This window comes from Phyllobacterium sp. 21LDTY02-6, from assembly GCF_023554255.2.
Lineage (GTDB): Bacteria > Pseudomonadota > Alphaproteobacteria > Rhizobiales > Rhizobiaceae > Phyllobacterium.
This window is the reverse complement of record NZ_JAMJWD020000003.1, coordinates 269004-286799: the sequence shown is the minus strand read 5'-3', so window position 1 is coordinate 286799 and position 17796 is coordinate 269004. Positions and strand designations below refer to the sequence as shown.

The window sequence follows — 17796 nt, the reverse complement described above, 5'->3', positions numbered from 1 at the left end:
CACATGACCCTACCTGCCGACAAGAACCACGACAGCCTTGCTGATCTGCTGGAGCGCGACCCCGGTCGGTTCGAGCCGACGACGGCTTTTCGCGTCGCGCAGGCCGCCGACGAAGGGACGGCGATCACCTCGCCGTTCGGTGTCTCGGCCTCGTCATTGCCTGTAGCCGGGTTTCGGCGCAAGGGCGGCAAGACCAGTTTGCGCAGCGTCCTTGGCGGAATTCTTGGACCGCTCGGCTCGCTGCCGCCCGCCTATAACGAACATGTCATGCGGGAGGAACGCAACAAGTCAGGCGCGCTTGCGGCATTCCTCGATATTTTCAGCTCCCGCATGGCGGAGCTCTTTGTGGATGCTTGCGAGAAATACAGGCTTGCCCGCCTCCTGCGCTGGGACGCGGGACGCGGGCGAAATGCGTTCAGCACGGCTCTTTTTTCGCTCATAGGCTTCGGAACGAAGGGAATGAGGGAAAGGAGCGGCCTGGATGACGACGTTCTGTTGCGCTTCAGCGGATTTCTGGCATCGCGGACACGCAACGCCGCAAACCTGAAGGCTTTGTTGAGCGAATTCTGCGGCCTGCCTGTCGAGGTTGAACTGTTCCGCGGCCGCTGGCTGTCCGTGCCTGAGGACGAGCGCAGCCAGATGGGACGAGCTGCGGCCGTTCAGCTTGGCGTCAATGCAATGGCCGGGACGGCAATTCGCGATTTCAGCAGCAGCTTCCGCCTCGTCCTCGGTCCCCTCGATTATCCAGATTATCTTTCGCTCGCGCCTGGCAGTGCCAATGTGGAAGAGATCTTTGCCTTGACGCGGCTGTTCGTTGGACCCGGCCTCGACTTCGACATTCAGCTCGTTCTGAAAAAGGAACAGGTGCCGTTCTGTCAGCTCGGCCAGACCGGCGATCCGCCGCGACTGGGCTGGAACAGCTGGGCAAGGGTCACGCCGGCGGTCCGGGACAGTGGCGATGCCGTCATCGTTGCTTCACAGCACAATCTGCGAAAGGCGGCATGATCATGCGGCTTGAGCTCAAAAATGCCCAGGAACCGGGAACAGGCAAGGGGGCAATTCAGGGTTGGTATTTCGAGCATGGTCGTCGCACGATCGGCAGATCGAGCAATTGTGACTGGCAGATACCCGACGCACCACGCTCCGTCTCCAAGCTTCATTGCACGATCGAACGAGACCGTGAGGGCTTCCTGCTGCGCGACGAAAGTGCCAACGGCACTATCGTCGACGGAGTTGTCGTGCTGGAAGGGGAGACGGCTCGCTTGTCCAGCGGTTCGAAGCTCGAATGCAGTGGATTCGCCTTCCTGGTGCAGATCTCGGGCGAGAACAATCCTGACCTTGGGGACCCCGATCCGCGACTGCCGCTCAGCGATGAGAACCTGACCATTTCGGCTATCCTGTCGGACATAGCGCCGCATGGACAAACGGCAACCGGTATCGTGGGGCGGTTCGCGACCGGCGACGCCACGGACCATCCCGTACGCCCAACGCCGAGGGCTGGCATTGAAACGGCGCCTTCGTCCCGCAATGTGGAAATCGGGTGGAACGGGCCGCCCGAGACCGCAGGCATGAAACCGATCCTGCCAAGCGACTGGAACGAGAATTTCGACTATGGCAACAAGCTCGAGCATGCGCCTGCACCGCATGTCTCGATGCCGGCGACAAAGCCCCGCAGGCAAGCGGAAGCCTCAAAGCCATCTTCTCCAACTGCTCCGGTCCTGATCTTCGGCGGCACCCAGGAAGCGCGTCCCGCAACGGGTTCCGTTCAGGATCTATTGAGGCGTATCGAACCCCTGCTTGAACGATGCGATGAAGCCTCGCGGTCGTGTTTTGCAGTTCTTGATATCGAACCCGGCATGCCGGTCGATACTCCACACCTGCCTTCGGCGAGCCAGGAGGAGATTGTCCTCGCACGGCTTGAAACCCTGCTTGCACGACAATCGGCCCTGAATACCGCCCTGGAAGGGCTGCTCAGGCACGCCAGCCACGCGATGGAGCCGCGCATCGTCGAAGCGCGTGTCGATGCGGAACCAAGGCGATTGCCGTGGCGCACCGATCGATCCTACTGGCAGGCCTATCGCCAGCAATTTGACAATGATGGCAACGACATCCCCGTGCACGGGCTCTTCCGCCGGGCAATGCTGCGCGCGCTTGCCATTGCCGGGGATGATGAAGCCGATACCACAGAGAAAGAGAGCCCTATCCGATGAGAAGCGAAAACAGGGTCGCCTGGAGCGAGGGCATGTTTCTTCGCGTTCAGCATTTCCAGCAGGCCGATCGCTGGACGGAGCGATTGGTGCGGATGATGACGCGGGAACTCGCTGCTTACCCTTGGGGCATTGCCGAGATCAGCATCGATCGGAGCGCGCTTGCAATCGGCCAGTTCGCGATCGCCAGTCTGCGCGGGATCTTGCCCGATGGCACGCTTTTCGAAGCGCCGATAGATGCCGATCTGCCGCCGCCGCTGGATCTCGATGAAACGACAAAAAACACCATGATCTATCTTGCCCTGCCGGCCCGGCGCCCCGGCAAGGCAGATGTGGCAATGGCCGGCGGGGCATCCGTCAATGGCGCCCGCGTCATCGCCTCGCACTATGAAGCGCCGGATGCCAATGTCGAAACCGATTTCATGGCGCCTATCGATGTCGGTCGGCTTAGCCTCCGGTATCTGAAGGGCGGAGACGAACTGGCAGGCTACGAGCTCATCGGGCTTGCGCGGGTCATCGAAGTGCGTTCCGACAAGGCCGTCATTCTCGACCCCGACTACATCGCGCCAAGCCTGAACTGTGCTGCCGAACCGCGATTGAACGAACTGATCACCGAATTGCTCGGCATCGTACGTCATCGCGCGCAAGCGATTGCGGATCGTATCGGTGACCCCAGCATTCGCGGCACCGCCGAAGTCGGCGACTATTTTCTGTTGCAGCTGCTTAATCGTGCCGATCCGATGCTGCGCCACATTTCTGCAAATGCAACACGCATGCACCCGATGGCGTTTTACGAACAGTGCATCCAGCTTGCGGGCGAACTCGCCACCTTCACCATGGATTCCAAGCGTGCCAGCGATTTTCCGCCCTATCGGCATGAGGATCTCAAGGGAACGTTTGCCGCCGTCTTCGACGATCTGCGTACATCGCTTTCGGCCGTACTGGAACAGACGGCGGTCGCAATTGAACTCGTCGAGCGCCGGCATGGGGTACGCGTGGGAACGATCAACGACCGCACCCTGCTGAAAGATGCAGGCTTCGTGCTCGCCGTGCGCGCCGAGATGCCCGCCGAAGACGTTCGCCGCAAGCTGCCGGCGCAAATCAAGGTCGGACCTGTCGAGCGTATCGCGGAGCTGGTCAATGTCGCGCTGCCGGGCATCCCCGTCCGGCCGCTGCCGGTACTGCCGCGGCAGCTGCCTTACCGTTCCGGAACGCTGTATTTCGAACTCGACACGAAGAACCCGCTTTGGAAGCAGCTCGATACGTCGGGTGCCCTCGCGCTTCATCTCGCTGGCGATTTCCCGGGCATCGAGATGGAACTTTGGGCCTTGAGAGAATGAGGAAGCCAGGCGAATGAGCAAAGGACCAGCCAATCTCTGGCAAGACCTGCCCACGGTCGTTGAATTGACCGAGGAGGGAGTGCGCAAGGACAAATCTGCCCGCAAGATCGCGGAAATGCTCGATGACACGCTGGACGACGGGCCGCTGGGAGAACCTGTCAAGGCAGCGGGCTGGTCGGTCGAGGCACTCGTGCGCGACTTCCACTTCGGTGGCGACGAAGTGCCGACCATTGTCGCCTCCGCAGCACCGTTGCTCAATCTTGCACATATCCTGCGTCACACTGACGAGCAGCCAGACATCGAACAGCTGCGTCGCACCACGATCGATGCAATCGGCCGCTACGAACGCGATCTGGCGGGTGCTCGCATCAGTCCGGAAAGGGCGCGTGCTGCCCATTACGTTGTTTGCGCCACCGTCGACGATGTAGTGCTGAGCAAGCCATGGGGCGTGCGGGCAGGCTGGGCCCGTTCCGGACTTGTCTCCACATTCCACATGGACGTGACCGGCGGCGATCGTGTGTTCGATCTTCTCGACCACTTTCACCAGAGTCCCGGCACCAACAAGGATCTGTTACTGCTGATCTATCTCTGCCTGTCATTGGCGTTCGAAGGACGAACCCGTGTTTCCCAGCGCGGCCCGCTGGAGCTTGGTCGCGTTCGCGACAGCCTCTACAAGACCTTGCTTGGTCAGTACGGAGTCTTCGAACGCGAGCTTTCGCCCCATTGGCGCGGCGTCTCGGCGCGGCACAAGCCGTTGCACACGGCAGTCGCGCTCTGGACGCTTCTTTCTGGGCTGATCCTGTTCTTTTCGCTCGGTTACCTGTTCTTCACCCTCTCGCTCAATCGCTCCTCGGATGACACTTTCGCGCGACTGGCAAACCTGCCGCCGCGTGAATCTCCGAGCGTCTTCAGGCAGCCTCCTCAACCCGCTGTCGTAGAAGCGCCGCGGGTCGAGACAAAGGTCGAAGAACCGGTGGTACTGGCACCGAAGCCGCCGAGCCGTCTGGAGAATCTGATGGCATTTCTGCAGCCGGAGGTGGACCGCAAGCTGGTGACGCTTTCGGACTCCAACGGCAGGCTCTTGGTCCGCATCAACAATTCCGGCCTCTTTTCGGTGGGAAGCGCCGAGGTCAGCCCGCAATTCCGCGACCTCCTCGAGCGCATAGGCGGCGCTCTTGCCGCCGAAAAGTTCCGTGCGGTAGTCGTCGGCTATACGGACAATGTTCCCATCCGTACCCTGCAATTCCCTTCGAACTGGCATCTGTCGGAAGCGCGCGCCAGCGCGGTCGGCAAGATTCTGTCGGCCTATACGGGACCTGCGGCCATTCTGACCGAAGGGCGCGCCGACAGCAATCCACTGGCGAGCAACGACACGAGCGAAGGGCGGGAAACCAACAGGCGCACTGAAATCCTTGTGCTTACCGATCCGAGCGAAAAACTCGATGCGATCGGCGTCGTGCCTGCCTTGCCGGACAACAGTGCCGACAAACCTCAAGCAGAAGGGGCATTGCCGTGAATCCGCTCAGCTATTTCTATACGCTGCGTTCATATGTCGATTCCTATGCGGGAATAGTCGGCCGGCGCTTTGTGTCCGTAATCTGGGTGGCGGCGATCTGCGTCGTCATCTGGTTCTACGGCTACCTGATTGGATATGGCGAGTTCAAGCCGCTCGAAAGTTCGCGCAACAGGATAATCACCATCGCGATCGTGCTCGTGGCATGGGCCGCCTATATGGTGGTCTCGACCATTCGCGCGCGTCGTCGTGACAAGGTACTTGTCGACAGTCTCGAGAAAGATGCCGAGGCGGAAGCCGCGGCGAGCCAGACAGCGGAAGTCAGCGAAATCCGCAACAGGCTGAAAGAGGCTCTGGCGCTGTTGCGCCGTGTCACCAAGAAGCGATTTGGCTATGTCTATGAATTGCCCTGGTTCGTGATCTTCGGCGCGCCGGGTTCCGGCAAGACCACGGCCCTGACCAATTCGGGTTTGAAGTTCCCGCTCGGCGACGCGCTTGGCTCCAATTCGGTGCAGGGCATCGGCGGTACGCGAAACTGTAACTGGTGGTTCACCGACGAGGCCATTCTGATTGATACGGCTGGCCGCTACACGACGCAGGACGATCTCAACGGTGCGGCCAAGGCGGGCTGGGAAGGCTTCCTGAAGCTGCTGAAGAAGTATCGCCGTTCCCAACCGATCAATGGTGTTCTGGTAACGCTGTCGATCGGCGATATGCTGTCCCGGGACTCAGCTGCGCGGCTTGAGGAGGTGCGTGCGATCCGCCAACGGCTGTCGGAACTCGACGAATTCCTGCAGGCGCGGGTGCCGGTCTATCTCGTGCTGACCAAGGCGGATTTGCTCACCGGCTTCGTCGAGTTCTTCGATGGTTTCAGCAAGACCGATCGGGAGCAGGTCTGGGGCACGACTTTTGACCTTGACGAGAGCTACAAGGCGGAAGACCTGCCGGAACGTTACCTGGAAGAATTCGCGCTGCTTCAGGAGCGTGTCGGTGCCATGCTGATCGAACGGTTGCAGCAGGAGCCGAGCAGTCACCTTCGCGGACGCATCTTCCGGTTCCCGGCCGAGCTCGCCGCCCTGAAAGAAAGGCTGCATGAGGTCCTGGCCGAACTTTGCGCCGGCTCGACACTGGTCGAGTCCCCGCTCGTGCGCGGGGTGTACTTCGTCTCCGGCACGCAAACGGAAGCACAGGCACCAGCCGGACAGCAGGCCGGCGCGCCGCGTTTGCGGCGAAGCTATTTTCTTTCGCGGCTCTTCAAGCAGGTGATCTTCGAAGAAGCCTCGCTCGTTGCACGCGACAAGAGATTGTCGCGCAGGCAGATCCTGTTGCGTCGAACGGCCTATGGTCTGGCGACCCTGCTGTTGGCAATCGTACTGACAAGCTGGACGGCGACCTATTTTCAGAACACCAGCGCCCTGGCCCGGGCCGATGAGCGTATCGCAGCCTATGAGCAGCTGGTTCGAGGCATACCCATTCGCGATGTTTCCGACGCCGATTTCCTGCGTATCCTGCCGGCCCTCGACAATCTGCGCGATGTGGTAACCGGTTTCTCGGACAATCGCATCTGGCCCATCAGTTTCGGGCTCGATCAGGAAGGCAAGATCGCCAGCCGTCAGCGCGCGGCGTACCAGCGCGCGGCCAACTCGCTGCTTCTGCCCCGCCTCCTCGTTCAGCTCGAGAAGACGATAAATGACAACGGGGATTCCGGTCGGACATTCGATGCGCTCAAGCTCTACGGAATGCTTGGCGGTCTCGGGCCAATCGACCCGGAATTCGTTTCGTTGCAGGCGGAAGACATGTTCATGTCGCTCTATCCGGGCGAAGGTCGAGCCGCAGTCCGGCGTGCGCTCGTAAGCCATGTCGACAGCATGGTTTCGGCGCCGCTGACAGCGGTTGACCTCGACGCGCCGCTGATTGCCAAGGCACGCGAGATTGCCCGCGACCAAAGTATCGCCGCGCGGGCCTATCACATCTTGAGCAATGAGCGCGAGGCGCGTGCGCTTGCGCCCTGGATACCGGCCGACGCCCTTGGTCCGTTAGGCGAACAGGCATTCGAACGGTCTTCCAAGGCATCATTGCGTGCAGGCATCCCCGGTCTTTTCACCGGTGAAGGCTATCGCACGGTCGTGTTGCCGCATGTCATGGATGCCGCCCGCAAGGCGCTCGACGAGCAGTGGGTGCGTGGCGACCAGCCGGTCGCCGGCAGCATGACGATCGACGCCGTGGCTCAGGCAGCGCTCCAGCTCTATTTCAACAACTTCGAGCAGCAATGGTCGGGTATGCTGACGGACATGCGGGTTCGTTCCTCGCAGACATTGGCTGACGCGACCGAGACCGTCCGCGTCCTCGCCAATGATCCCGGTCCCATCGAGGCCGTCGCCCGTGCCATTGTGGGCGCCACGGATCTCCGACCGCAGGGAAGCGCCGAAATTGCCGCTGCCGACAGCGTTCCCCAGGGCGCAATGACGCTTGCGCTCGCGGGCGCGGTGAATGCCCCGGATCCCTTCGGCCGGCTCCGCGAGGCCCTGGAAGCTCCGAAATCGGCGGAATCGCAGTCAGGCGAAAAGCCGCTCTCTCAGCTTGGCGCGCTGCAACCGATCCTGAAGACCATCTATGGCCAGCTCTCCCGCGCCAGCACCTCCACCGCGGAAGTGTCCAAGGTATTTGACGTCGACAGTCAGCTGACGGAGTCGAACCAGGCCCTGCTTGAGGAGACAAGACGATTGCCGGCACCCGTGGATAGCTGGATGGCCGGCATGACCGCTGATATAGGATCGCTGGCCGTCAAGACGGCCCGGCTGCGTCTCGGAAACCTCTGGGCGGTCGATGGCGAGCGCCTGTGTACCAGCATTGTCGTCGGAAGATATCCGTTCGATCGCTCGTCCGCGCGTGATGTGACCATGGCCGATTTCATCCGCCTGTTCGGACCAAGCGGCCTGTTTCACAGCTTCTTCAAGGATCGCCTCGAAGCTTTCATCGATACAAGCACCACGCCATGGAGGTGGCGGGGCACATTTGGAACCGAGGGGATTCCAAGCCAGGCAATCGCCCAGTTCGAGAATGCCGACAAGATCCGGCGTGCCTTCTTTCCTGCGGGCAGTGAAAGCCCGGCGATCTCCATCAACGTCAAGCCGGTTTCTCTCAGTGAATCGGCGGGAGCCGTCATCATGGAAATCGGGGGGGAACGCGTACTTTATAATCACGGCTGGGTGCTGTCCAAATCCATCGCGTGGCCATCGAAAGAGGCTAGCAATGTGTCCTTCATCGCCTTCCAGCCGGGCGGCTTGCAGCAGGCCCTCACCGAAAATGGCGACTGGTCGGCCTTCAGGCTCTTCGACAAGGCCGACATAAGCAGCAGGGGAGACGATCTGTTCCGGGCGCGTTTTGCAAATGGCGGCAATGAGGCGGAATTCGACGTGCAGTTCGGCTCGGTCCTCAATCCATTCCGCCTCAAGGCGATTTCCGATTTCGCATGTCCGGCCCAGTTTTGAGGAAAGCCGAATGAGTGAGCGCATATGATCGATACGCCAGGAACTGAGGTCGACCGTATCGGGTTTTTCGGCAAGGTGCCGACGAATGGCGATTTCATTTCTACCGGTCTCGGTCGCACCGTTCAGACCGAACTCGACAATTGGTTGCAGTCAGGATTGCGGGCCAGCGAACATGCGCATGGAGCCGAATGGGAACCATTGTTTCGCGCTGCGCCGCCCTGGCGGTTCGTCATCGAGCGCTCGATCTGGGGTCGATCCACCATAGCCGGCGTGCTGCTGCCCAGCACGGATCGCGTCGGACGGAGCTTCCCGCTGGTCATAGCCGCCAAACTTGGCAGCTTCAATGACAATCCCCGTCTGCTCTGCTTCGATGACACCTGGTTTACGGCCGTCGAAGCCCTGGCCGAGACGTCGTCTGCACGAGACTTCGACATTGCCGGTTTCGTCGCCGGTCTGAAGCGCCTCCGCCTGCCGCATGCCAAGCCTGTTCCAAGATATGAGGTCTCGAATGGTGGCGGGCGCGTTTCGATCTGGTGGACGATCGATGTCGATACGCGTCGGGCCACCGGCTTCAAGACCGAGGGCCCACCCCAGGCCGAGCATTTCGTGAAGCTTCTGAACAGGCAAGGCGCAGAGGCTTCTCCATCGGAACCGGAAACAGCACCCGATCCCATGCGCGCGGCTCGGCCCGGCGCCGCCGAAGAGCAGTCGGTTCCTTCCAGCCGGTTTGCAATTGAGAAAAGCTATGCAACCCATGCCGGCACGCGGCTATCCATCAATGCCGATGCCTTGCTGGTCTGCGAAAAGCCGCGCCTGTTTGCGGTGGCGGATGGTGTTGGCGACGGGAGCGGCGCTGTGGATGCGGCCAAAGTCACGACCAACGCGCTTGCCGATGTGTCGCTCCACGATACGCTTGCGGGGATCGTGCAGGACATGAAAGGCAAGCTGGGCCGAGCGCACGGACTTTTGCAGTCCGTTCGCACTGGATTGTCAAATGCCAGTGTCGTTGCCCTGGCCATGCACGATGATGCGTTCGCCGTGGCATGGGTGGGAAATGCTCGCTGCTACCTGGTCCGCAATGGCACGATGCGGTGCCTTACGCGCGATCACGTCGAGGTGGGGTTGCGATTTGCATTGTCGCGCAGCATTGGCGCGCAACAGCAGCTGATGCCGGACGTTCTTGTCGATACCGTCGAAGCTGGCGACCAATTCCTGCTGTGCAGTGCGGCACTGGCCCGGACGCTCGACGAACGCAGCATCGCCGAGACGCTGCTTGAACATCCCGTCAGCGAAGCGGCGGAAGTTCTCATTCAAAATGGACTGATCGCCAATGCCCGCGACAATCTCAGCGCCATCGTGGTCGGCGTCGGCCCGCAATGAAGCCGGATGAATCGCCCGATCCGTTGCGGACGATTGCCGCCCGCTACTCCGCCTTGTGGCAGGCCCTCAGCCGGGATGGCGATACCCCGCGCGCAGATGACGATGTCCGCTTGCTCGTAGACCGGGTTCGCGATGCCCTGGATCGCCGTCAGGCGCGCATCGAAAACAGGGATGTGACATTCATCGCCAATTCGTTCCTGCTGGAACAACTGGTTCACGATGGCTCGACAACGCAGGTCCATCGCATCCGGCACCGCGACCTCGGAAGCCTGCATGCCATGAAGACGCTTCGCTCGTCTGAGGGCGACAACGTTTCGGCAAGGGAACTGCTGCTGCGCGAGGCGCGGCTGGCGACGACGTTCAATCACCGAAATATCCTCGCCCCGCAGATCCTGCTTCGTCTCCCGGACGGGCGCCCGGCGCTCATATCCGACTGGATGCCGTTCACACTTTCCGGTCGCCTGAATGGCGATCCATTGTCGATTGAAGACATACGGGACGCGATGGCAGGCATGGTTTCCGGCCTGCAAGCCATTCATATGGCCGGGCTCGTTCACGCGGACATCGCACCGGACAACCTTCTGCTCAAGGACCGGCAGCTTTCGGGCCTGAAAATCTCCGATTTCGGCATCGCGCTCAAACGAGGGCAACGGCACGCGGACCTTGAGCTCGCAAGGGCCGGACACGCGGAATTTTCAGCGCCGGAACAAGTTGATGGCGACGTGCTCGATGGCCGAGCCGACCTTTATTCTTGCGGCCGGATATTGGAGCTGCTGATGGCGCGCTGTCCTGTCGATGATGGTGCAACCCGGCAGCTGTCAGCCCTGGCGCGTGATCTGACGGCCCAAGATCCGGGAAATCGTCCCCAAACCGCCGCCGCTGTCAGCGAACGGCTGAGGGACATGGATCGAAGCGATCCGCCGTCAATTTGAACCCGCGCCAGGCTGTGGTGCCGCCGCGGTGGGGGCACTTTTCTGGAATACCGTGATCAGCTTCGCGGCATTCACAAGTCCGGCATTGCTTGCATAAAGCATATCGCCATCCTGCATCTGAAATTGCTGCATGAGGGAGAAGTTGGACACATCGCGCAGGTTGACCCGGTAGATTACCGGTTTGGATGCAACAAATGGCGCGCCCGGGTTCTTTCCGGCGCTGGCGGCTTGCGTGCCGGAATGCACTGCCTGGTTGCGGAACAGATAGAAATTGCGCGCGTCTGCGCGATCGTCGAGCAAACCGCCAGCCCGACTGAACGCCTGGGCCAGCGTAAGCTTGCCCTTTTCGAATTCGAACTCGCCGGCGCTCTTGAACGCGCCGAGCGCCATGAAACTTGGTGCATCGCCTTCCAGCAGAAGCTGGTCATTGGGCAGCAGGTAGATGTTCTGGCGGTCGTCATTCATGATTCTATCGAGCTGGGTACTCACGCGCTGCTTGCCGCGGATTACCGTCACCGTCGTCCCGGTGGGCGCGCCGGAAGCCCCGCCCGCAAGTGCAATCGCGTCGAGAACGCGCTCCTTGCGGGCTGTCAGCGGAAAGCGTCCGGGCGCACGCACGTCACCATTGACCGTGATGCCGTTCGAGGGCTTTTCAACAACCGTCACCACCGCCTGCGGATTGACGGCTGAACCGCGCAGGCCGCTGACGATACGCGCTTGCAGAGCCTCCGGCGAGGATTCGAGCACGCGCTGCTTGCCTACGAAGGGAAGTGTTACCGAACCGCTCTCGTCGACGGTGAAGCGACCGAGATTCAGCGTCTTGCTATTGGTAGCGGAGAGAATGCCCTCTTCGCCGGAATCGAGGATCGTCACGTCGATGACATCGCCGCGACGGAGCCGGCTGTCGATGTAACCCTGAGTTCGAAGGCGGCTCAGCCCCGTATCGCCGGCAGCATAGGACGTCATGGCTGCGCCCGTCAGTCCGAGCGGTGCATCGGCAAGTTCGAGGACCGGGATCTTCTCGTTCGAATTCGGCAGGGAAGCATTGCGGATATTTGTGGCACTGGGGCCGTCCGAGGGGCTGGCACAGGCGCTGAGCGCAACAAGCAGAATTGTGGGTACCAGCTTCCGCATCGCGAATCCTTTGATGAGACATATGCAACTCTAGTGATACTGACCCGCCACATTTCAAACAACATCACCGGGATCGAAATCATGCGGGCGATGAGCGTTAATCCATAAATTGTGGCCCATCTGCAACTATCGCGCTGTCAAGCGTTGCAGCGGCAAGGACGTCAGTGTTCCAGGGGCAGGCCTCGCCTTAAGGTTGGTGGCGGTGATCCATCACAACCTCGCGAGCAACCGGATTGACGATTGACATATGGACAGCCCCTAATTAGTTAACCATCCAGTCGGAAATAAAAAGAAGAACCGAGATTTCGTATGGGCCGCAAGCGCGTCATCGATCAAAAGGACATCCTGGACGCTGCGGAATGCGTGGTCGTGCGGGATGGCGCTGCGCGTCTCACGCTTGATGCCGTTGCCGAGCGGGCCGGCATCAGCAAGGCCAGTGTCGTATACGACTACAAGTCCAAGCAGGCGTTGATCCAGGCCGTCATCGAACGCCGCGTGGCCCACGACAAGGCCTTTATCCAGGAACTGACGGACGGGCTTGGCGACATGCCAAGTGCAATCATGCGCGGTCGCGTTCTCGCGGCGTCCACCCCGCTCCAGGACGATGTGCGCGCCGTTGCGCTCAATCTGTGTTCGGCCCTGGCGCAGGATGCGCAATTGCGATCCGGAATTCAAAAAGAACAGGCGACAATTATCGCCCAAGTCATGGAAACGTCCGCCAGCCCCCGGGGCGCCCTCCTTGCCTATCTGGCGCTGGAAGGCCTCAAGCTCCTCGAATATCTGGACCTTCACAGCTGGCCGGAGGGAGAACGCAGCCGGATCTTGCGTGAAATCAACTGGTTGATCGACGTCAAGCCGGAAGCAGCCGAGAAATTGCCAGAGATAAGGGCCTCCTCCTAGACGTCATCCCAAGCTCCCGAAGCACTTCCTTCCAACGTCATCCTCCCAAGATGAGTATCACGGAAAGCAACCTATGAACGCGACACGATTTGCCTTTGCCTTGTTTCTTCCTCTGCTTGCCGCTGCCTGCAGCGATTCGCAGAGCTCAGCTGAAAAGGCTGCCCCTCCGCCCTCGCCGGTAAGCTTCATTGCGGTGAAGGCGGAGCCCATCCCGATCAACAACGAGCTTCCGGGCCGTATCGCGCCCACGCGCATCGCCGAGGTGCGCCCGCGCGTATCCGGCATCGTCGTGGAGCGCGTCTTCGAACAGGGCAGCCTCGTCAATGAGGGAGACGTGTTGTACCGGATCGACCCTGCGCAGTTCCAGGTGCAGGTCCAGAGTGCGGAAGCCACGCTTCTGCGCGCAAAATCCGTGCAGCTGCAGTCCCGCCAGCAGGCCGACAGGCAGCAATCGTTGAAGTCCAGCAACTTTGCCAGCGCCCAGGCGCTGGATAACGCGGTTGCGGCGGTTGCCCAGGCCGATGCCGATGTGGCGGGCGCCGAAGCCAATCTGGCCGCCGCAAAGCTCAACCTGCAATATGCCGACGTCCGGGCGCCGATCAAGGGTCGTATCGGCCGGGCTCTGATTACGGAAGGCGCGCTCGTCAGTGCCAACAGCACCGAAAATCTCGCGACGATCCAGCAGCTCGATCCGGTCTATGCGGATTTCACCCAATCGTCGAACGAGCTGATCCGCCTGCGCAAGGCGCTTGCGGCGGGCGCCATCGCCAGCGCCGGGGAAGGCGCGGCGCGCGTAAAGCTCAAGCTCGACGACGGCAGCGAATACAAGCATGCCGGCAAGCTGCTGTTTTCCGAAGCGGCCGTGGATGAGACCACGGGACAAGTGACCCTGCGCGGCGAATTCCCCAATCCCGACGGCGATCTGCTGCCGGGAATGTATGTCCGCGTCGAGATCGAGCAGGGCGTGCAGCAGAATGCCATCGCTGTTCCGCAGCAGGCCATTCAACGCGACACCGGCGGCAATGCCCAGGTCTATATCGTCGGGGAAAAAGACGTTGCCGAACTCAGGTCGGTTCGCGTCGGCCGTGTCGTCGGCGAGCGCATCATCGTCGATGAAGGCCTCGAGCCCGCAAACCGTGTCATCGTCGAAGGCTTCCAGAAGATAAGGCCCGGCGCCACCGTTGCTCCGTCAGAATGGGTAAAGGGGGGTGCGGCTTCGGTCGAAAACGACCGCTCCAAGACTCCGGCAACAAAGCCACGCCAAGGTTAGAGGCCCGATCCAATGCCACAGTTTTTCATCGAACGGCCCATCTTCGCGTGGGTGGTCGCAATATTCATCATGCTTGCGGGTGCGATCTCGATCCCGTTCCTGCCGATCGCGCAATATCCGGATGTGGCCCCGCCCCAGATTTCCGTTGGCACGACATATCCCGGCGCCTCGCCGGAGGACATTTACCAGAGCGTGACCAAGCCGATTGAGGAAGAACTCAACGGCGTCGAAAACCTGCTCTATTTCGAATCGACATCCGATTCTGCGGGCCGCGTCAGCATCAACGCCACCTTCGCACCAGGCACCGAAACGGGCCAGGCTTCCGTGGACGTTCAAAATGCGGTTCGGCGGGTTGAACCGCGACTGCCGCGATCCGTCATCCAGCAAGGTATCCGCGTCGACAAGGCGGGAACGAGCTTCCTGATGCTGGTCGCCCTGAGTTCAAAGGATGGCTCCGTCGACGCCGTCGGCCTCGGCGACTATCTCAGCCGCAACGTGCTCAGTGAGATCAGGCGCATCGACGGTGTCGGCAATGCCCAGCTTTTCGCCACCCAGCGCGCCATGCGTGTCTGGATCGATCCCGACAAGATGCTCGGCCTGAACTTGACGGCCGACGACATAACGCAGGCCGTCACCGCGCAGAATGCACAGGTAGCCGCCGGCCGTATCGGCGCGCAGCCCAACCCGATCACCCAGCAGATATCGGCTACGGTTCTCGTACGCGGTCAGTTGACCTCGGCCGAGGAATTCGGCGCGATCGTGCTTCGTGCCAATCCGGATGGCTCGTCCGTCCGCCTGCGCGACGTTGCGCGGATAGAAGTCGGCGCAGAAAACTATACGTTCTCCACGCGCCTCAATGGCCAGCCCAGCGCGGCAATCGGCGTGCAGCTTTCCCCCACGGGCAATGCACTCGCCACCGCGACCGCCGTCCGTGACAAGATGGAGGAGCTCTCTCGATATTTTCCGGCAAACCTCGAATATTCCATTCCGTATGACACTTCGCCCTTCGTCGAAGTTTCCATCGAAAAGGTGATCCACACGCTGCTCGAAGCCATCGCCCTCGTCTTCGTGGTGATGTTCCTGTTCCTGCAGAATTTTCGCTATACGGTCATTCCCACGCTGGTCGTGCCGGTGGCGCTGTTCGGGACCTGCGCGGTCATGCTGGCGACGGGATTCTCGATCAACGTGCTGACGATGTTCGCCATGGTCCTTGCCATCGGCATTCTCGTGGACGACGCCATCGTCGTCGTCGAAAACGTCGAGCGGATCATGGCCCAGGAGGGGTTGCCGCCGAAGGAAGCCACCAGGAAGGCAATGAAACAGATCAGCGGCGCCATTATCGGTATCACGCTGGTGCTGACGGCAGTGTTCGTGCCAATGGCGTTCTTCCCCGGCGCCGTCGGCGTGATCTACAAGCAGTTCAGCCTGACGATGGTCGTATCGATCCTGTTCTCCGGTTTCCTGGCCCTGTCGCTGACACCGGCGCTTTGCGCCACCTTCCTCAAGCCGATCCCCAAGGGCCACCATGAAAAGAAAGGCTTCTTCGGCTGGTTCAATCGCGGCTTCGATCGCACATCGCACAAATACTCGTCCACGGTCGGCTGGCTGATCGGACGTTCCGGGCGCTTCATGATCATCTATCTGGCGCTGCTGGTGGGGCTTGGCTGGACGTTCATCCAGTTGCCCTCCGCGTTCCTGCCCAACGAGGATCAGGGCTTCGTGGTCGTCGACATGCAGACGCCAGCCGAATCGAGTTCCAACCGCACCCGCACTCTCATCGAACAGGCGGAGTCCATCTTCAAGAAGGAACCGGCTGTCGATCGCATGGTGATGATCAGCGGCTTCAGCTTCTCCGGCGCCGGCGACAATGCCGGCCTTGCCTTCGTCACCTTCAAGGACTGGAGCGAGCGCGATGCGGACAATACCGCTGCTGCAATCGCGGGCCGGGCCAACGGCACGTTGTCCCAGATAAAGGATGCCATTGCCTTCGCCTTGTCGCCGCCTCCAATCCAGGGGCTCGGCAACTCCAATGGCTTCACCTTCCGTCTTCAGGATCGTGCCGGGCAGGGCACTGCCGCCCTCCTTGCCGCCCAGGAACAGCTTCTGGCGGAAGGGGCGAAAAGCAGCATCGTCACCGGGCTGCGCGTCGAAGGCATGCCTTCGGCGGCGCAGGTCAACCTCGTCATCGACCGGGAGAAGGCCAATACGTTCGGCATAACCTTCGCCGACATCAACTCGACGATATCGACCAGCCTCGGCTCGTCCTATGTCAACGACTTTCCCAATGCCGGCCGCATGCAGCGCGTGACCGTCCAGGCGGATGGCAGCAATCGCATGAAGACCGAGGATCTCCTCAAGCTCAATGTGCGCAATGCCAATGGCGGCATGGTCCCCCTGTCGGCATTCGCCAGCGTCGAATGGTCGAAAGGCGCGTCTCAACTTGTCGGCTATAATGGCTATCCGGCCGTGCGTATCGGCGGGCAGGCGGCTCCGGGCTATTCCTCCGGCGCGGCCATCGCCGAAATGGAACGTCTCGCGGCAGACCTGCCGCCAGGCTTCGGCTATGAATGGACCGGCCAGTCACTCCAGGAAATCCAGTCCGGCTCGCAGGCGCCATTCCTGATCGCGCTCAGCATCATCTTCGTCTTCCTGCTGCTCGCGGCGCTTTACGAAAGCTGGTCCATTCCGATCTCGGTCATCATGGTCGTTCCGCTCGGCGTTATCGGCGCGGTGGCGGCGGTGATGCTGCGCGATATGCCCAACGACGTCTACTTCAAGGTAGGCCTCATCGCCATCATCGGCCTGTCGGCAAAGAACGCCATCCTGATCATCGAGTTTGCCAAGGACCTGCGTGCGGAAGGCAAGTCCCTGATGGAAGCAACCATCGAGGCATCGCATCTGCGTTTCCGGCCGATCATCATGACGTCGCTGGCTTTCACGCTCGGTGTCGTGCCGCTGGCGATTGCATCCGGCGCAAGTGCCGCCAGTCAGAATGCGATCGGCACCGGCGTGCTCGGCGGCATGATCTCCGCAACGATCCTCGCCATTTTCTTCGTGCCGGTATTCTTCGTCTTCGTGATGAAGCTGTTTGGCGACGGCAAGGAGAAAAAAGCACATCCGGCATCGGCTGAAGCACCAGCGCCGGCAGAGTAGAGACGATGGCGGCATCTGCTCACGAAAAGCGCAAGGCTCCCAAGTGGCGAACGCTCAAAGGCAATATTCGCCAGGAGAAGCTGTTTTGCGCCGCGCTGTGCGTTGCACTGGAACAAGGCTTCGGCCATGTCACCCTTGCATCTGTCGCCAGAAAGGCCGGCATCAGCAAGGGAGGCTTGCTTCATCACTTTTCGACGAAAGGTGATCTCATTGCGGGGATGTTGAAATACTATAGTGAAAATCCAAAAATAACCGCAGACATGACCATCGACCCGCTCGCCGCGACAGCGTTGATCGCTGCCGCGGAGAGCCCGGCGCTGTTGTCGCCGCTCATGGACTATCTGGATGGCGAAGCGTCCCGGGCCAATTCGATTTCCATGTCGGACAGTTCGCAAAATTACGCCGAAAGGATGCGAACGCTCATAAGGATGCTGCACCTCAAACCGACGGCGCCTCTCTGAACATGCCGGGTTTGA

12 protein-coding genes are annotated in these 17796 nt (G+C 60.9%); 11 read left to right on the top strand and 1 reads right to left on the bottom strand.

What is annotated here, in order from left to right; translation table 11 throughout:
• The first annotated feature begins 3 nt into the window (after window positions 1-3).
• From tssG to M8997_RS12785, 7 genes are read left to right on the top strand one after another with little or no spacing between them, the layout of a single operon-like run.
• Window positions 4-1005 (top strand): type VI secretion system baseplate subunit TssG, encoded by a 1002-nt coding sequence (gene tssG / locus M8997_RS12815; protein WP_250017364.1) that lies wholly within the window; start codon window positions 4-6, stop codon window positions 1003-1005.
• Window positions 1006-1007: 2 nt separating this feature from the next.
• Window positions 1008-2210: an FHA domain-containing protein gene (locus M8997_RS12810; protein ID WP_250017366.1), complete on the top strand. Its 1203-nt coding sequence runs from the start codon at window positions 1008-1010 to the stop codon at window positions 2208-2210.
• Complete coding sequence (gene tssK, locus M8997_RS12805) at window positions 2207-3547, top strand: type VI secretion system baseplate subunit TssK (RefSeq protein WP_250017369.1); 1341 nt, start codon at window positions 2207-2209, stop codon at window positions 3545-3547. The genes M8997_RS12810 and tssK overlap by 4 nt, the downstream gene beginning before the upstream one ends.
• A 13-nt stretch (window positions 3548-3560) precedes the next feature.
• Window positions 3561-5063, top strand: a complete 1503-nt coding sequence (tssL, locus tag M8997_RS12800) for a type VI secretion system protein TssL, long form (RefSeq protein WP_250017381.1) — start codon at window positions 3561-3563, stop codon at window positions 5061-5063.
• Complete coding sequence (tssM, locus tag M8997_RS12795; RefSeq protein WP_250017383.1) at window positions 5060-8551, top strand: type VI secretion system membrane subunit TssM; 3492 nt, start codon at window positions 5060-5062, stop codon at window positions 8549-8551. The genes tssL and tssM overlap by 4 nt, the downstream gene beginning before the upstream one ends.
• Window positions 8552-8575: 24 nt before the next feature.
• Window positions 8576-9931 carry a type VI secretion system-associated protein TagF gene (gene tagF, locus M8997_RS12790; protein WP_250017385.1) on the top strand — a complete coding sequence of 452 codons (1356 nt, stop codon included), beginning with the start codon at window positions 8576-8578 and terminating at the stop codon, window positions 9929-9931.
• Window positions 9928-10863, top strand: a complete 936-nt coding sequence (locus tag M8997_RS12785) for a protein kinase (RefSeq protein ID WP_250017387.1) — start codon at window positions 9928-9930, stop codon at window positions 10861-10863. The genes tagF and M8997_RS12785 overlap by 4 nt, the downstream gene beginning before the upstream one ends.
• Here the strand turns inward: M8997_RS12785 and M8997_RS12780 are convergent.
• Window positions 10855-11997 carry a polysaccharide biosynthesis/export family protein gene (locus tag M8997_RS12780; RefSeq protein WP_250017389.1) on the bottom strand — a complete coding sequence of 381 codons (1143 nt, stop codon included), beginning with the start codon at window positions 11995-11997 and terminating at the stop codon, window positions 10855-10857. The genes M8997_RS12785 and M8997_RS12780 overlap by 9 nt on opposite strands.
• A 309-nt stretch (window positions 11998-12306) precedes the next feature.
• On the opposite strand from M8997_RS12780, the gene M8997_RS12775 reads away from it, so the two are divergent.
• The 4 genes from M8997_RS12775 to M8997_RS12760 all read left to right on the top strand — a co-directional run bounded on the left by M8997_RS12775 (window position 12307) and on the right by M8997_RS12760 (window position 17781).
• The gene (locus M8997_RS12775) at window positions 12307-12897 is read left to right on the top strand and encodes a TetR/AcrR family transcriptional regulator (protein WP_250017391.1); all 591 of its coding nucleotides are present in this window, start codon (window positions 12307-12309) and stop codon (window positions 12895-12897) included.
• A 73-nt stretch (window positions 12898-12970) separates the two neighbouring features.
• Window positions 12971-14167 (top strand): efflux RND transporter periplasmic adaptor subunit, encoded by a 1197-nt coding sequence (locus M8997_RS12770; protein WP_250017394.1) that lies wholly within the window; start codon window positions 12971-12973, stop codon window positions 14165-14167.
• Window positions 14168-14179: 12 nt separating this feature from the next.
• On the top strand, window positions 14180-17320 hold the full coding sequence (locus M8997_RS12765; protein WP_250017396.1) for an efflux RND transporter permease subunit: 3141 nt from the start codon (window positions 14180-14182) through the stop codon (window positions 17318-17320).
• A 5-nt stretch (window positions 17321-17325) separates the two neighbouring features.
• On the top strand, window positions 17326-17781 hold the full coding sequence (locus M8997_RS12760; protein ID WP_250017398.1) for a TetR/AcrR family transcriptional regulator: 456 nt from the start codon (window positions 17326-17328) through the stop codon (window positions 17779-17781).
• Window positions 17782-17796 lie beyond the last annotated feature (15 nt).

Bases quoted from the DNA above. Each gene is read 5' to 3' on its own strand.
- tssL (WP_250017381.1), top strand. From the start codon at position 3,561: ATGAGCAAAGGACCAGCCAATCTCTGGCAAGACCTGCCCACGGTCGTT.
- M8997_RS12810 (WP_250017366.1), top strand. From the start codon at position 1,008: ATGCGGCTTGAGCTCAAAAATGCCCAGGAACCGGGAACAGGCAAGGGG.
- tagF (WP_250017385.1), top strand. From the start codon at position 8,576: ATGATCGATACGCCAGGAACTGAGGTCGACCGTATCGGGTTTTTCGGC.
- tssG (WP_250017364.1), top strand. From the start codon at position 4: ATGACCCTACCTGCCGACAAGAACCACGACAGCCTTGCTGATCTGCTG.
- M8997_RS12785 (WP_250017387.1), top strand. From the start codon at position 9,928: ATGAAGCCGGATGAATCGCCCGATCCGTTGCGGACGATTGCCGCCCGC.
- M8997_RS12775 (WP_250017391.1), top strand. From the start codon at position 12,307: ATGGGCCGCAAGCGCGTCATCGATCAAAAGGACATCCTGGACGCTGCG.
- M8997_RS12770 (WP_250017394.1), top strand. From the start codon at position 12,971: ATGAACGCGACACGATTTGCCTTTGCCTTGTTTCTTCCTCTGCTTGCC.
- M8997_RS12780 (WP_250017389.1), bottom strand. From the start codon at position 11,997: ATGCGGAAGCTGGTACCCACAATTCTGCTTGTTGCGCTCAGCGCCTGT.
- M8997_RS12760 (WP_250017398.1), top strand. From the start codon at position 17,326: ATGGCGGCATCTGCTCACGAAAAGCGCAAGGCTCCCAAGTGGCGAACG.
- M8997_RS12765 (WP_250017396.1), top strand. From the start codon at position 14,180: ATGCCACAGTTTTTCATCGAACGGCCCATCTTCGCGTGGGTGGTCGCA.
- tssK (WP_250017369.1), top strand. From the start codon at position 2,207: ATGAGAAGCGAAAACAGGGTCGCCTGGAGCGAGGGCATGTTTCTTCGC.